The organism is Haloterrigena turkmenica DSM 5511, assembly GCF_000025325.1.
Taxonomy (GTDB): domain Archaea; phylum Halobacteriota; class Halobacteria; order Halobacteriales; family Natrialbaceae; genus Haloterrigena; species Haloterrigena turkmenica.
In genome coordinates this window covers 143,605-157,940 of sequence record NC_013745.1, presented here as the reverse complement: position 1 = coordinate 157,940, position 14,336 = coordinate 143,605, and the positions used below count along the sequence as shown (strand labels likewise).

The 14,336-nt window shown below is 54.5% G+C and carries 13 protein-coding genes and 3 pseudogenes; 11 read left to right on the top strand and 5 right to left on the bottom strand.

The genetic code is table 11. From position 1 onward, the window contains the following. The first annotated feature begins 109 nt into the window (after positions 1-109). The gene (locus HTUR_RS28170) at positions 110-442 is read left to right on the top strand and encodes a hypothetical protein (protein ID WP_012945607.1); all 333 of its coding nucleotides are present in this window, start codon (positions 110-112) and stop codon (positions 440-442) included. 1,353 nt (positions 443-1,795) lie between these two features. On the opposite strand, the gene HTUR_RS25980 is transcribed toward HTUR_RS28170, so the two are convergent. Then, positions 1,796-2,155, bottom strand: coding sequence for a DUF7344 domain-containing protein (locus tag HTUR_RS25980; protein WP_081443521.1), 360 nt, complete (start codon positions 2,153-2,155; stop codon positions 1,796-1,798). 1,142 nt (positions 2,156-3,297) lie between these two features. After that, entirely contained in the window at positions 3,298-4,623 is a 1,326-nt protein-coding gene (locus tag HTUR_RS22265; RefSeq protein ID WP_012945604.1) for a permease, read from the bottom strand. Between the two features lie 92 nt (positions 4,624-4,715). Between HTUR_RS22265 and HTUR_RS22260 the strand changes: the two genes are divergently transcribed. From HTUR_RS22260 to HTUR_RS25970, 4 genes are all read left to right on the top strand, one after another. Then, complete coding sequence (locus tag HTUR_RS22260; protein WP_081443520.1) at positions 4,716-4,952, top strand: GNAT family N-acetyltransferase; 237 nt, start codon at positions 4,716-4,718, stop codon at positions 4,950-4,952. A gap of 372 nt (positions 4,953-5,324) precedes the next feature. Further along, positions 5,325-5,531 carry a DUF4177 domain-containing protein gene (locus HTUR_RS22255; protein WP_012945603.1) on the top strand — a complete coding sequence of 69 codons (207 nt, stop codon included), beginning with the start codon at positions 5,325-5,327 and terminating at the stop codon, positions 5,529-5,531. Continuing rightward, on the top strand, positions 5,528-6,544 hold the full coding sequence (locus HTUR_RS22250) for a hypothetical protein (RefSeq protein WP_012945602.1): 1,017 nt from the start codon (positions 5,528-5,530) through the stop codon (positions 6,542-6,544). Before HTUR_RS22255 ends, HTUR_RS22250 begins: the two co-directional genes overlap by 4 nt. A 628-nt stretch (positions 6,545-7,172) precedes the next feature. Continuing rightward, positions 7,173-8,117 carry a winged helix-turn-helix transcriptional regulator gene (locus HTUR_RS25970; RefSeq protein WP_226377566.1) on the top strand — a complete coding sequence of 315 codons (945 nt, stop codon included), beginning with the start codon at positions 7,173-7,175 and terminating at the stop codon, positions 8,115-8,117. Positions 8,118-8,172: 55 nt separating this feature from the next. Here HTUR_RS25970 and HTUR_RS22240 read toward each other — a convergent pair whose 3' ends face one another. Beyond that, positions 8,173-8,541, bottom strand: a complete 369-nt coding sequence (locus tag HTUR_RS22240; RefSeq protein WP_012945600.1) for a winged helix-turn-helix transcriptional regulator — start codon at positions 8,539-8,541, stop codon at positions 8,173-8,175. A gap of 153 nt (positions 8,542-8,694) precedes the next feature. Here HTUR_RS22240 and HTUR_RS22235 point away from each other — a divergent pair, with 153 nt between their 5' ends. Together HTUR_RS22235 and HTUR_RS22230 are read left to right on the top strand one after the other, a co-directional pair. Next, positions 8,695-9,102, top strand: coding sequence for a DoxX family protein (locus tag HTUR_RS22235; protein WP_012945599.1), 408 nt, complete (start codon positions 8,695-8,697; stop codon positions 9,100-9,102). Between the two features lie 84 nt (positions 9,103-9,186). Beyond that, positions 9,187-9,654, top strand: a complete 468-nt coding sequence (locus HTUR_RS22230; protein ID WP_343122709.1) for a DUF6789 family protein — start codon at positions 9,187-9,189, stop codon at positions 9,652-9,654. Between the two features lie 231 nt (positions 9,655-9,885). Here HTUR_RS22230 and HTUR_RS22225 read toward each other — a convergent pair whose 3' ends face one another. Then, positions 9,886-10,470 (bottom strand): GNAT family N-acetyltransferase, encoded by a 585-nt coding sequence (locus HTUR_RS22225; protein ID WP_012945597.1) that lies wholly within the window; start codon positions 10,468-10,470, stop codon positions 9,886-9,888. A 119-nt stretch (positions 10,471-10,589) separates the two neighbouring features. On the opposite strand from HTUR_RS22225, the pseudogene HTUR_RS25965 reads away from it, so the two are divergent. Both HTUR_RS25965 and HTUR_RS25960 read left to right on the top strand, forming a co-directional pair. Next, a pseudogene (locus tag HTUR_RS25965) lies at positions 10,590-10,916 on the top strand (IS6 family transposase); the annotation flags it as partial. Between the two features lie 583 nt (positions 10,917-11,499). After that, positions 11,500-11,910, top strand: a complete 411-nt coding sequence (locus tag HTUR_RS25960; protein WP_081443519.1) for a helix-turn-helix transcriptional regulator — start codon at positions 11,500-11,502, stop codon at positions 11,908-11,910. Between the two features lie 202 nt (positions 11,911-12,112). Here the strand turns inward: HTUR_RS25960 and HTUR_RS28835 are convergent, their stop codons facing one another. Beyond that, positions 12,113-12,256 (bottom strand): DUF7563 family protein, encoded by a 144-nt coding sequence (locus tag HTUR_RS28835; protein ID WP_012945596.1) that lies wholly within the window; start codon positions 12,254-12,256, stop codon positions 12,113-12,115. Positions 12,257-12,633: 377 nt separating this feature from the next. Here HTUR_RS28835 and HTUR_RS25955 point away from each other — a divergent pair. Then, positions 12,634-12,992, top strand: a pseudogene (locus HTUR_RS25955) (IS200/IS605 family accessory protein TnpB-related protein); the annotation flags it as partial. A gap of 271 nt (positions 12,993-13,263) precedes the next feature. After that, positions 13,264-13,453: pseudogene (locus tag HTUR_RS28165) on the top strand (MaoC/PaaZ C-terminal domain-containing protein); the annotation flags it as partial. Positions 13,454-14,336 lie beyond the last annotated feature (883 nt).

The following is a 14,336-nucleotide window of genomic DNA, read 5'->3' as shown; positions in this document are numbered from 1 at the left end:
GTGAGGTTGGACGATCGTGACGGTGGTGGACATAGAGTGGTAGGGAAGACATCAGGTTAGGCGACCGCGAGGCGGTGTTGTTCGCCCACTTGAGAGGGGTGAGCGGGATATGAGCTGGACTGACCAACACCAGACGGAAGAGGCAGAGGACGACGACCAGATCCTGAGCAAGGAATTTGACGACTGGGTTCGAGAAGGAGCAGCGCCAAGCGAGGAAGACGAACTGGAGGCAGACCAAGCTGATACCACAGTGGACGAAGCCGAGAGTTTAGCCGAGGATAGTGAGGTGAGCAGTGAGGGTGACCAGGCCAGGGTTGTATCGACGAGTTCGGGTACTGTCTCGAGGCAGGGGTCAGACAAGCCGCTGATGATGGACCAGTGTCCGCGGTGTGACGGTCGCAAGTTCGTCTCGAAGAAGCTCGTGTACGAGGAGTTCCACTAGAGCGAAGCGGGTGAGCTCGAGGGGCACCAGAACAAAGTTCGGGCTGAATTTGAGTACACGTGTCTGGAGTGTCAGGAACGGTTCCACGAATTGCCGAGAGGGGCGCGATCGTACTATACGGAAGTGGCGGTGCTACGGCAGGATCCGCGACGAGCGATCCGAGCACAGCTGCGAGCATGGGGGAGTTCAATGAAGTCGTGGATGCGGAAACCGTACAGAAGGTAGGGAATCGGTGCGGTTTGAGTGAGTGGAAGGACGAGAGTGGTGAGATGAGGTGAGTATGGAGGGAGGGACGACGGGCGGACCGCACCGCACAGTACCGCCCTCCCACGATCACCCACCCACCTCCAGGTTCCGGGCTGCTCGCTCTCTTCGAGCTCGCTGTGCTGCCGGGCTTTCCCCAGTGCAGAGTGTCAGAGGTTCTTCTCAAAGATTTGTTTCATCCCATACTTCAGTGAATCAGCTGGTATGTAGGTGGGCATATCGAATGCACCCCTAAACCCATGATAGATAGACACGTTTGAGAGAGATATGGGATACACGTTTCGGGATTGGCTTTCATGTCCTAGCTGTGAAAGACAGGAAAGCGCACGGATGATGGCTCATAAGACAGATTTCGTCCTTGAGTGCTACGACTGTGGGCAAATATCAGAATACACAATTGGCAGAGATATACCTCTTCAAAACCTCGATATTGATGCGGTCGCCGAAATCATGCACGAGGAATAAAAACAAAATGGGTTTGAGAAGGAGCTACAATATAACCGACCATTCGTGTTCGCAGCTTTGGCACTGGAAGCTTGCTTTTGCAGCCCCTTCTACAACGTACTTTTCGACTAATTCACCCAGTCCACTGTCACATTCGGGGCAACAGGCGTTCATCGCGGCTACGGGTAGTGGTTTCCTACTAATAGGCTTAATTCCCATACACATGGGCATCCAAAATAATGAGCAACAATATTGCGCCAGTTACGAACTACAAGTAGGGAGAGAAGCGATTAAGTAGTAAACATAACTCAGATACCTAATTTGAGAGAGAGCTACTCTCATCGGTATGTCCTTGCCCTGTACGTAACACTCGTTGGGGTCAACGCAACTGGTACGCAAACCGTTCTATGACAGCCTTCCAGTGTGTCAGGTTGGCTCCTCTCAGTCGGTGGTCCTGCTGCTCGAGATCAATCCGAGTGTTGGACAGTGGACGATTCTGATAGAGGAGACGACGTGGACGATCGACGGGATCAATGTCGGTAGTGAACGGGACACTCGAGAAGGCAGTATACGCGGGATCAGGGTGTCAGAGAAACATTCCCATACCCTCTCTGTGACTACCGACAAACGGTAAGTACAGGGCAATTACGTACGACGAGATGGATGTTTCAGTAACTCATCTGGAGGGCAACTTTCTAACTCTTCAGCAGCATCAAACAGTTGGTCGACTTCCGGTTTACTGGCGAGTGAAACTTTATTCTCCTCTCGATTCACGTTGATGATTCCTTTCTCTTGTAGCAGTGGCAGGGAACCATGAACCAATCGGATATGGGCGCGTTTAACCTTTGTATCGCTGATTTTTTGGGAAGGGATTTGATGTCTCCGAGAAGCCACCTCTCGTGAGAGTTCCTTTATACAGGTTGTTCCATCCCTTTCTACTAACTCATGGAGTACCAACTGACGATCAGCGCTGGCGAGGACACGAAATGCCTCTATCTGATCCATCACATCTGAAATACCGTCTCTCAGGGTGAAAGCGGCACTGTCTAACCGTATTGGTATGCTTGCACATACTCACTGCTTTCTTATGGTGTGTTCAGTTCGCAAGTGTCGGGAACGGATAGTTCGCTCCAGATGGGTGAACAGAATGGCAGGCGGATCGGTCTCTGACACCCTCTGGAACACGCACGATGGTCAGTCACGTGTTGTTGCTCGAGTTCAGTGATCCGTGGCCGCCAGGACTGACAGTCCCCTCCTGCTGTCGAGTTCATGAGTGAATTCGAGTCCACGTGACCGCAGACGATTGGTGCCGCAAAACTCGTTCCAGATTGCAGCAACGGTGTACCCTGTGAGTCCACAGGAGGACCACGGTTTTTCGTATCGGTGTTCTGTACACGAATGGCCAGAACTACAGCCCTGTTGTCTACAGAACGGGCCTTGCAGACCACTATTCCGAACCCAGTATTGCCTAGATGCGCCGCTCTCAATGAGGTCCGACCGACAGTGTGAGACAAACCCACCGACACCGATCGCACTATCGGCTCGAGGCGCTCGATCTTATCCGTGTCAACGAGAATGGGGTATCGTCTGGCGTTGTCGGTCCAGACTACTTCCGAACGCCGCGATCCAGTTGTTCCAACAGTCCTCGAGGAGACCCAGACGCTCCTCGACACCGCCGCCGCATTTCTCGAGACACTCCTCCCCCCAGCGCGATACGGTGATCCCGATGACCCACTCGGCAGCGTACTGTTCTGGCCACCGGATCCGTCGCGATTACTCGATCATCACCGAGTTGGATCGTGGCTGCGACTAGCAGCTGCGCTCACAGCAACAGGATCTACCGGGAAGAACCGGACGGTGCAGATGGGTCCACCCTCGAGCAGCAAGCGCTGTCTCAGCCACCTCCGTAGGATAGAGGTGCGGTTTTTGTCACACCACGCTTCGAACGCGATCTCAAATTTGCTGAATAAATTTCAGAAAGCGTGTCATAGGATACATCTCACACTCACTACCGAGCGATAGACGTCGAGTCACTTGAGCGTCGTCCAGGGACGGATAATAATCGGTCAGTGTAGGACGTGAAAAGTGCCAGATGGAGAACCTTCACCGGTTCTCAGTCGGAGGAAGCAAGTCCAGAGGTGTGAACCTTAATCGGCTGGCTGCATGTTCCCGCCGTGCCCTTCCTCCATCGGACTCGACCGATGTAGCCAGTAGAGGACGAGGAATAGGCCAGTGGCGAATACATTCAGTACCATCTTGTAGTTCATCTCGATCTTTACCTCAGCGATCTGTACGCTCGATGCAGACGGGATGAGGCCTGCCCCAAGGAAGATGAAGTGGATGAGCACCCCAACGATGACTGCCGAACCGAAGATCATCCCAGAGAGGATGGCAGCAAACGTTGTCCCATAATAGTCGCGGTAGGCGTCCATAATCGGGGGGACGATAAGGTCTGCGTAGATGTACGAGAGTACGGCCCCGAATGGCAACCCGTTCGAGAACAGCACCGCAGCGAACGGGACGTTCCCGACCGAGCAGACGAACGTGGCCACGCCGATGAAAGCACCCAGCACTGCCGTCCAGAACACGTAGACGGGCAGGCCGAACGTCGGACCTGAGAAGATCGAGGTCCAGACCTGCTCAGGGATGAATCCAGCGATGAGGCCGGCGAAGATGAAGCCGATGGCAATCTCATCCCAGAGCATCCCCCACTCCTTCCACTGTTTGTCCGCCAGCGCTTTCCACCCAGACAGCGATGTCGCTTGCTCGGGGATGGTCGTGTTAGCTTCCTCTGGATCGAAGCTCTCCTTGCAGGACTGCGAGCAGAAGTAATAGGTCTCCCCGTCGTGTTCGGTCGAGTAGTCCGCTTCCTCGGGATCGATCTCCATGCCACAGACGGGGTCCTGGACCGTCTCTCCACCCTCGTCGAGGACGTTCTCGCGGGCCTGCTCGACCACGGCGCTGGGTACGAGGTAGACGAATCCGATGGCCATCAGCCCGATGAGCATGAGCCCACCAACGATGTCGGCAGCCAAGAACTGCCAGCCCAGGAGTATCACAATAACCGCACCGATCTCGATGACGAGGTTGGTCGAGGCGAACATAAATGCCCCGAGGGTCGCGGCGGCCGACCCGCCTTTCTTGAAGAGGTTCTTTGCTGTCGCTATCGCCGAGTAGGAACACGACGAGGAGACGAAACCGAACAGTGAGCCGTAGCCGAGTTCGCGTGGACTATGCCCTTCGAGGAGATCAGCGACCTGTTCGTCGGAGGTCCACGCCTCCACGCCACCGGCGATAGCAAATCCAATGACCAGTGCCCACCACGTGATCCAGACCATTGATGCAGTCGTCGAGAGGAACTGCCGGAGACTCTCAATGAAGAATATGCTGAGTGGCTTCGTCGTGGTGACGACACCGATGGCAACCGTCAAGAGCGCGATACCGCCGAGAATCGCGTACTCTCGTGGCTCCATATCTGCGTCGAAAGTTGTTCTGATTGTCCGTTTTCGGCTTGCAAGAGGAGGGGAGCGAGTTGTAGAGAACCACTGCCTATCCTGCCGACTGTTTGTACATCGCCCCTACATACCAATACCGAAGCATTGCAACATCGTTGAGTGAGGAGATTGATCAGCGCCTCCGGTCCCACAGCATCAAGTCGGTCTACGTTGAGGCGTCAGTGAATGCCGTCCCGTTCTACGAGCGAGTTGGCTACCAGTGGATAGGGACACACCAGAAACCGATCACAGTAGACGGAACCTCTATGGTGATAAACATGAACGATATGGAGAAGAGACTCGGGTAGAGAAGCACATCTCTTGAACGATTAATTGAGCAACTTTCGACCTAAACAGAATCTGCCCTTCGTGCTGACTGCAGCCTTTGTATTCATCATACGACTTTGGATATATTTAGAGAAGTCATAGCCGATCCGGTAATTACTTCGCCTGTACTGAACGGCAACTACACGCGCGAACTGAACATATTCGATGCTACGGTTTACTCGAAATCAGTCGTCTGAGTCGGGAGCCGATCGATGATCATCCGTCGGTTCAGGCTGTAACTGGCGGACGAGATTCAGCTGGGAGTCCAAGCAGACCATATTCCGTATCAGGAATGTTCCCACTATCTCGGTGGTGGAGCGGGGTATAGAGGGCTGCAGTACCTACTAGTAGTGATGTCCGAATCAGAAGTGACCCGCTGGGAGTACGAAACGCTTCGCCCACCGCGCGATGAGACGCAAAAAGAAGCAGAGGATCCGAAAGCAGAGTTGAATCAACTCGGTGCAGAGGGCTGGGAGTTTGTGGAGACGATCGACTACGAGGGAGGCGGCACCAAGTACCTCGTTTTCAAGCGACCTGCCCAATCGGGTGAGCCAGTATGACTGACGAGACCGACATCAGTACGGCCAACACGATGCGTGAGCGCTCAGGCGAGAGTCGGATTAAACTCTGGTTGCTGCTGCGCGCGAACCGCCTTCTCGTCTCCAGCGTCCTGACCAGTGCCGTGTTCGTCGCATTCGTCATCGCCGTCGCTGTCCTCGATCCACCGTTTTCACGGCAAATCGCGTCCGGCGACATGATCGACACGATGTTCTCGACGATGATCTCGGTCATCGTGACTGGGACTACACTCGTCGTCACGATCGGTCAGCTCGTTCTCTCCCAAGAGAACGGCCCGCTCGGCGATCAACGCGAGCGTATGTCCAGTTCGATGGATGTCCGGGACTTTACTGAAGAATTAATCGGATCTCCGAGTCCTGCCGATCCATCCGAATTCCTCCGGCAGATCCTCGGAATCACGGCACAACGGACGACGGCTCTTCGAGAGTCTATTGACAAGAATGATAACGAGAACCTCCGAGAAGAGGTCGATGAATTCGCTGAAAGCGTCACTGGGAACGCTGACACGGTGCGTGACCAACTTGAGGATACGCAGTTCGGCTCGTTCGATGTGTTATTCGCTGCACTAAATTTCAATTATGGCTGGAAAATCTTCCAAGTTGAACGTCTCGCGAACGAATACGAAGAGAGCCTCAATGAGGAAGAACGCGGCTTGCTTGACGACCTCAAAACAGCGCTGTCTCTGTTTGGTCCGGCGCGCGAACACATCAAGACGCTGTACTTCCAGTGGGCACTCATCGACTTGTCTCAGATGATTCTCTATGCTGCCGTCCCGGCATTGGCCGTTGCAGGTATCATGGTCGCAATCGTCGATGCGGGGACGTTCCCAGGAAGCACACTCGGTCTCGATCACATCATCCTCGTCGTGGGCGGTGCGTTTGCGGTGACGCTCGTTCCATTCATGCTGTTCGTCTCGTATGTCCTTCGCATCGTCACCATAGCGAAACGGACACTTGCCATCGAGCCGCTGATCCTCCGCGAATCACAACGCTAAGATCCGACGCAAAACTCAAACCTCAGACACGGTTGTATGGGGACGCTTCGTGAGGTACTGAGATTAGTCACTCTCAGAACGAGCGTCGGTTGCTCGCGTCCCGCCACAGTTCCAATACCGTCCTCCGCGAGGAGATCGACACAAGTGCTGTTGAATGCCTTTGGGAAATTCCCCAACCCCATTGAAGCTTCTAACATCGAAAATATACTCCTGAAACGATTCGTCGCCCCTAATCCACTGGAATGACCGATGGACACTCTGTATTCAGCACAGTGTTTTTGACGAGTGCCTGTGATATCAATTGCGGCTCCGTTACCTACTTGACCTGTACTTATCGCTGAGGGTGTCAAGCCTGTCCTCAGTTAAGGATTTTAACAGAGCTACTGTTTTCAGTCGTTTGGGCGTCTCTGGTGTCCGTTGAGGTCTGCACATGGTGACAGTTCCCTACTGCTGTCGAGTTCAAGATTGAACTCGAGTTCAGTGATACGCTAGAACACAGGGAGTCATAGAAAGTTCCCATACCCTCTCTGTGACCACCCGACAAACAGTAGGTACAGGAAAGCAGTGAACTCCAAGAGTATCCACAATCCAAATGAATATTTCGGCTGCGGTTCAGGGGAAATACGGTGTGTTTGCCTCGTACCGTCAACTGTTCGAGTCCCGCGAGGAAAAGCGTCGCACCGCACTCACACCGACTGTTGACGCAGATGACCCGCTGGGGACGCTCATTGGATCCGTGGTCGTTCGTGGGGAGGATGTCCACCGTCTTCACCCATCTCTGGAGGAAGCACTCGAGAGGCCAGCAGCGGTTGCTGATGACGCTCCCGACTTCGCTGTCCACGTCTCCCTCTCGACGGTCGGTCGAACGGGCTACGCGATGGCTGCAACGCGGATCCTGCAGGCCAAGAACCTCCGCCCGACTCGAGACGCTGTTTCGCTGCTTCACGCATTGACCAACTCACCATACGCCACTGCTCGAGCACTGCAGCAACTGGCCGCGGAAGAGAAGCATCGTGAGCTCCGGCCAGACGAACTCCGCTACGCAGTAGGAATGCTCGATCCCGACCAGTTGCTCTCCGATCTCCCACCGACTGTTGGCCGAATCGTTCAGACGCTTCTCACAGCCGAAAACCGCCTGTCACAGCGTGACCTCGCCGACCGAGCGGACGTCTCAGCACAGACTATACGGAACTATCGCAACCGGCTCGAGGCGTTCGATCTCATCCGTATTGACGAGAACGGATATCGTCTGGCGCTCTCGTTCCAGACTACTTCCGAACGCCGCGATCCCGTTATTCCAACCGTCCTCAAAGAGAACCAGACGCTCCTCGACGCCGCCGACGCCTTTCTCGAGACATTCCTCCTGCCAGCGCGATACGGTGACCCCGACGACCCACTCGGTGGTGTGCTGTTCTGGCCACCGGATCCGTCGCAGTTACTCGCTCACCCCCGAGTTGGCCCGTGGCTGCGACTCGCAGCTGCGCTCACAGCGACAGGATCTCCCGGGAACAACCGGGCGGTGCAGATGGGCCCATCGCTCGAGCAGCAAGCGCTGTCTCAGACACCTCCGTAGGATTTAGCTCCTCGGAACAGTCCTCCGCTGGACACACTCAGGGGGAGAATCGATTTCAGTTACAAGATGTCTCTTGGAGATGCTCCTCCCCCCAGGCATCCATCGCGTTAATCACGGGTTCGAGTGAGGAACCCTGTTCAGTCAGGGAGTACTCGACCCGGAACGGCTTTTCGCTCACGATCGCTCGGTTCACGAGTCCGCTGTCTTCCAAATCCTCGAGGCTGTTCGAGAGGACGGTACTGGATATCGACTCGATTTCGTCTTTGAGCGCATTGAACCCGAGCGGGCCATGTTCGAGCAGGCGGTGGACAATAACCGGATGCCATTTCTTCCCGATGAGATGGGCTGTACACGTCACGGTACACCAGTCATCATCAGCACACCACGATGCGACGCACTCCTCTTCTTCGAGTGCTCTACTCATTCGTTGCTAGCGGTACTGGATGTGGAGCTATTAGTATACCGCTACTAAGCCAGCGTTCCTGAGTCGGTAGGTGATACACAGCCACTTAGCTAACAGTACTCCATTAGTACCAGCTTCGCTTACACTTATCCGAGGTCTTGGACACCTCTCAGTATGGCAGACACCTCTGTCGATCGCATTCAGTCACTGCAGCAGTCAATCCCGGAGTGGATTCACAGCGGTCTTCGTCTTGTTCTTGTCGCACTCGTCGCGAAACCAGCGCTGAGCAAGTTCGTCACCCACGAGAATTCGGTTTCATTCTTCGATGCGGTCGGGATACCCTTCCCTCAACTGATGGTCATCATTGCAGGCATCATCGAAGTCGGAGTAGTTTTCCTGCTGCTGGCTGGCGTCGGTGAGCGCCTTGCGGCTGTGTCACTCATTCCAGTGATGCTCGTCGCGATACTGTACGTCGGACCAGACTGGAAGAACCTCAGCGTGTTGTTCGGAGCGCTCACACTTCTCGCCCTGAAGACTGATATGGACGCCGTCTGGCAGCCTGCTAATCGACTACTTGGTTAGGTCACCCTCACGTAGTGTGGGTTGTTGACTCCGTCAGTCCGACCTTGTCTTAGCCTTATTTAGTTGCCCACGGTCTCTTCGTGTGTGACACAACATAGACTGAGAGCGGGATTCGGCTACGGTGTCGTCGCGACAATTGCGATGTCCATTCTCATGTTTCTCGCAGTGGTTTCGGGGACATCCCCGATGTCACAGCCGATCCCAAAAGCGGTGGTCACACAACTCTTCGGCAGCTATCTTCCGAAGCCGATGCTGATGGCATTCGCGATCGGACTCCATCTCGGCTATGGGGGCGTATTCGGCGCTATTCTCGCATGGATTGCTCGCCCTGTGACAATCCGGAATGGACTCGCTCTCGGTATCGGCCTTTGGGCGTTGATGCAAGTCACGTTCCTGCCGTTCCTCGGTTGGGGACTATTCGGGACGGCGATCACGCCGGCAATAGCCGTTGCCATGTTCGTTCTACACCTTGTCTACGGTGGCGTGCTCGGCTGGGCGTTGGATCGTGAACTATCGTCGATGAGCGGAGAATCACCCACAACCGCTGACTGATGAGAAATCGGTTAGCCCACGCTAACCTGGTCAGAACACCTTGTCTTAACTTTACGGAGATTCCTCCCTGAGAAGAGTATAGGTATGACCTCAGTTGAAATCGAGTACTGCGTACCCTGTGGATTGCTTAACTCGAGGTCACGACGCTGGTGGAAACAGTTCCGTGAACTCACCATCGCCTGTCTCATTCATAATGTAGACCGATCACTCTGAGCGGTCAATACAGGGTTTCTACTTATCGTGTCTCATTTGCCGGTACTGCTCTCGTGTGATAGTATAGCGGTGATGGTCAGCAATCTCGTCACCGATTGACATCCAGTTTCGTAAGATGCCATCATACTGCCCACCCATGGTATCAATGAACTTCTCGATGGCGCGTTTCGACCGCTCATTACCTTCTGCATGGTCGATTGCTACCACTTCAAGGTCAAGATAGTCGAGCGCAAGGTCGGTCAATGCTGTCGCACACTCGCCCGCATAGCCGTACCCCCAATACTGCTTGCCGAGAGTGAATCCAATCCTTGCTGTCCGGCGTTCCCACTCCAGAAATAGCCCTGTATAGCCTGCGAGCGCACCATCGGCTGTATAGACTGCATATTGCGCGGATTCAGCCTCATCCCACGAAGTTTCTGCCTCGACAAGTTGGTCACGGGCCTCCTTCACTGACGTGTATGGCTCTTGAGGGACGTACTCAAACACGTCTTCTGCGCTCTCACCGCCCTCAGAAAAGAGATTATACAAGTCGAAGACATCTACCTGTTCCTCGCAGAACTGGTTGAGGACAAGAGCGTCCGTTTCGAGGGTTTCAGGGAGCATACCGAACGTAGTGCGGTGAATGACCAAAATTCTGTGGTAGGTGTGTTCTGTTCGCAGCTCTCATTAATCGGCTATTTCAGGCAAGAGCATATCTGAAGAATGAGATTTCAACAGAGCGTCCGGAAACGAACAAAATCCACCATATCCGGCTACATTCGACGACTACGACTGCGTTGACAGAACGGTTCCTGCAGGAACTCACTGAGAAACATGACCTCAATGATGCCGTGTTTCTCGTCGATGGAGCAAAACATCTCCAGACCGCACTCCGTCGATCTGGGCTCCGATTTCGATACGAAAAACATGGAAATCGGAACGCTGCTAAACGTATCTTTCGTGAGATAAAACGACGTACCTCTTCGTTCTCAAACTGTTTCAGTCACGCACAACCGTTAACAGCAGAATCGTGGCTCCAAGCCTTCACCGTCTGGCACGGTGGTGTTTAGATAAGGCTGGAGGAGTGAGGCGAGTACACCCGCGGTGGGGTGCCGGCCTCGCTGGACGCTTGGAATGAGAGTAGAAAGGGGTGCGGCGCTGCGAACCGGCACCGATAGTCCGCCAGATCGGGTGCCCGTTCATCCGGCCGCACCAGCGCTGGCTACTGGTGATGTGGGCGTGGTGAGTTCGTTTCAGACTTGCTTCGGTCAGAAGGTGAGGGTAGCAGGGACAAGTGCCGGAATATCTGTCTTCCGAGGAACAGTATATTTTCTTTAATTTACTCTTCGATGGAACATTGTGACCACTGGACAGTATAGTGGTTTGAGGTTCCGGGCTTCCCGAAGCCGGCTCCTTCAGTTGTCGGTTCCCGCGATCGGTCTCCTCTTTCGAGGTAGAGACTGGACGAGTATCTCCAGAATACACCGCTGTAGATGATACTCAGTTCTATTTAGGTAATTATAGTTATATATGATATGTTACCATAGATTCCGATCCCGGTGAATCGGTAGTAGGCCCGGAGTGAGAGTGTGACGGCGTGTACGCGGCGAAAACACGGAACCTGAATACCAAATCACACGGAGGACGGCTTGAATGAATAATATATATGCTGTATGGGAGATATTTGGAGTGACCGACAGCATATCAGGTCTCGCGTGGATTGCAGCCGATCTTGTTGCGGTACTCGGACTTGGTGCTCTCACGATGCTTAGCGTCCTTTTTGTGGTCTGGAATCGGTTCAACCGGGGTGACACGGCTGCTGTCGACTCATCACATAGCCAAACAGCGATCGGCACTGATCGGGAGCAGGTTCACAGGCTGCTTCAGGAAAACGGGGGGCAGATGAAACAGTCCGAGATCGTTGACGCGGTCGACTGGTCGAAAGCCAAGGTCAGTCGTCTGTTGTCGGATCTGGAAGAAGAGGGAGAGATAACGAAACTCAGTCTGGGTCGAGAGAATCTTATTTGCCTTCCCAGTCACGAACCTCCCGCAGCCACATCGTAGGACCGGGATTCGGGCGGGTCTTGCTTCTCCCAGCCACGGGTCAAACGGGGTTGGTACTCGCCGGAGCAGAACGTGCATTGCGTCACGTCGTCCGGGAGATGGGAGAGTGGCTGTTCGGTGATCTCGCGAGCACGGGTCAGACCGTGTGTTGGGCGAGGTCTGGTGCGGGTATGTCTGGCAGCGGCATATACCGGTTCGTCGGTCACTCGGTCCTCGAGGTTGCCTCACCGTCACCCAATTCTCGATTGGTCATGCAGTGGGGACAGCCGTGTACCTCGCCGCCACTGCCGAACACTCGGATAAAGTCTTGAGTGACGAACCCTCCGCACTCTTCACATTCGGGCATAGTTACTCCGTCCTCGGCTGGCATCCCAGTCAAGAACCACTTTACGCGTGTGATGATCTCGACCTGGGCCTTCTGCTTCGAGAGACTCCGTTGGTGAACTTGGTTAGTCGATCGGTACCCCCATCCTCTGGATAGTGGATTCCTTGAAAGGGTATTGTGGGTCTGCTCCTACCCTTCCGGGTGCCCATTACGGATCGTAGACCTACCTTCGGGGGCCATGGGACCGGTCCGAGAGCAGGTCAATCAAAAGTGTGCTAGTATATAGCATAGCTATTGGCCAGAGCTATGCATGGGATCTTTAAGGCCCTGTCAAGCAGCTTGATCAAATTCTCCCTACCGAAATCATTTCGTGTTTCCTCCGAGAATCTAATCAGTCCACCGAGATCGGCGTCGATATTGGTGAACGCCACATTCTCGCGGTGCCGGCCTATGGTGAGGACGAGTCAATGCTGGTGTCGGGTGATGAGGTGAAGCATGTTCGACGGAAATATCATTCCCTACGCGAGTCGCTGTCAGAAGCGGGTGCGCTTCGCGCACGCAACCGTGTGGTCACAAAGAACAGCGTCGAATCACGGACTTAAACCACAAACTCTCCCGTCGCCTCATCACGTTCGCGGAACAATTCGAGAATCCCGTCATCAGGATGGGAGACATCGAAGGTATCCGCGAGAACAGTTCGTGGTCAGGCGTTCACTCGTGGCATTTCCACCAACTCCAACAGTTTATCACGTATAAGACCCATGCACGGCGTAGCAGTTCGGCTGACGCGAACCGTGCTCCCTCGTGGGCTGAAGAACCCGCCGTCGTTGACGCCCGCTGTATGCGGGGAGGAAGGCCCCATTGACAGGGCTACACGTGCTGGAACGCACGTCCTTGGTTACAACTGGACGGCTACCGTTGAAGGGGCACGCGAAAGCGTACTTGAACCCCGAGGAAACGCGCAACGAGAATATCCACTTCGTGGATTCCCGCGTCTTTAGGCGCGGGAGGATATCAATTGTGTAATTGGTGACACCAACCGCCTCCATCTCAACGATGAGTACGCCGAACGACACGATTTGGCAGGCGCATCGTCCACGGAACACTGATGTCAGACTTATCAGCGCTGCACTTGCTTGCCTCCCCGATCTGACAATCTATCTCTCACAGGATCTGGCCTTCTACCACCCAGTGCAGGTTGGTGACCACGTGACCGCCACAGTAACTGCGATCGTATCTGAGATCTTTCACTACCGGTCTCTTGCTGGTTCCAGAATGCCTGAATTAGTTGGCGTACAACGGTGACCACAGTCTCTTTTCTACCTCTGCAAGTAGGGTAGTGATAGCAAATTCTGCCGTTTATTTGCAACAGGCCCGCGTTAATTGGTAACGCTGACCAAAGACCTACGGATGAGTACGACCTATATCTAGTGATGGCTCATGGGGCTCGTTCAAAACGTGGTCCGGTGGTACAAGCTCAACCACGGGGTCGGGAAACAGATGCTGGACCGGGGTGCCGAGCTGCTCTCCTGCCCCCACTGCCACGAGGAGACACCCATCTTCCGGTCAAGTTATGATTCGTTGGGGAATCCACTCTCGTTTAGCGTCTGCCTCTGGTGCGACGGACTGGTCGAATACAGTGACGGCGTCAGCCAGCCACATGCCCCATATGCGACTGCGCGGGATTTGCAGGGGGATCGCCCAGAATCTTAGCCTTCGCCATGGACAACTCTTCAGATCGATATGTTTTCCGGATGATCTTGATTCGGTAGTCGAAGCTATTTACCCCCTCTCGTGGCGCTGTTCATAGCGGTTATCCTCGAAATTCTGCTTCCGCTGCAGAAACCGGCCCGACACGTTTCCAATTGCTCGTACAGTTCGGCAATCTCCTCTTCTGCCCGTCGCTGCCGCTCTCCACGGCTTCACCTATTTGACCGTGCCCGGCGCTTTGCCGGCCGCAACGCCTCATGGGCCGAACCCAGAATGAGGTGCTACGCGTCATGTCTTAACCAACAGATGGGCAATGAGACAGTGTCTGTTGGTTAACAGAACGGTCGCCCGTGCTGTCGCGTTCTGTTTGTCTGCGCCGTGACCGGCTGAG

What these genes read in the sequence shown, in the direction of transcription:
- HTUR_RS22250 (WP_012945602.1), top strand. Translation starts at nt 5,528, where the DNA reads ATGACTGACGAGACCGACATCAGTACGGCCAACACGATGCGTGAGCGC.
- HTUR_RS22235 (WP_012945599.1), top strand. Translation starts at nt 8,695, where the DNA reads ATGGCAGACACCTCTGTCGATCGCATTCAGTCACTGCAGCAGTCAATC.
- HTUR_RS28835 (WP_012945596.1), bottom strand. Translation starts at nt 12,256, where the DNA reads ATGCCCGAATGTGAAGAGTGCGGAGGGTTCGTCACTCAAGACTTTATC.
- HTUR_RS22255 (WP_012945603.1), top strand. Translation starts at nt 5,325, where the DNA reads ATGTCCGAATCAGAAGTGACCCGCTGGGAGTACGAAACGCTTCGCCCA.
- HTUR_RS28170 (WP_012945607.1), top strand. Translation starts at nt 110, where the DNA reads ATGAGCTGGACTGACCAACACCAGACGGAAGAGGCAGAGGACGACGAC.
- HTUR_RS22225 (WP_012945597.1), bottom strand. Translation starts at nt 10,470, where the DNA reads ATGCTCCCTGAAACCCTCGAAACGGACGCTCTTGTCCTCAACCAGTTC.
- HTUR_RS25960 (WP_081443519.1), top strand. Translation starts at nt 11,500, where the DNA reads ATGAATAATATATATGCTGTATGGGAGATATTTGGAGTGACCGACAGC.
- HTUR_RS22240 (WP_012945600.1), bottom strand. Translation starts at nt 8,541, where the DNA reads ATGAGTAGAGCACTCGAAGAAGAGGAGTGCGTCGCATCGTGGTGTGCT.
- HTUR_RS22265 (WP_012945604.1), bottom strand. Translation starts at nt 4,623, where the DNA reads ATGGAGCCACGAGAGTACGCGATTCTCGGCGGTATCGCGCTCTTGACG.
- HTUR_RS25980 (WP_081443521.1), bottom strand. Translation starts at nt 2,155, where the DNA reads ATGGATCAGATAGAGGCATTTCGTGTCCTCGCCAGCGCTGATCGTCAG.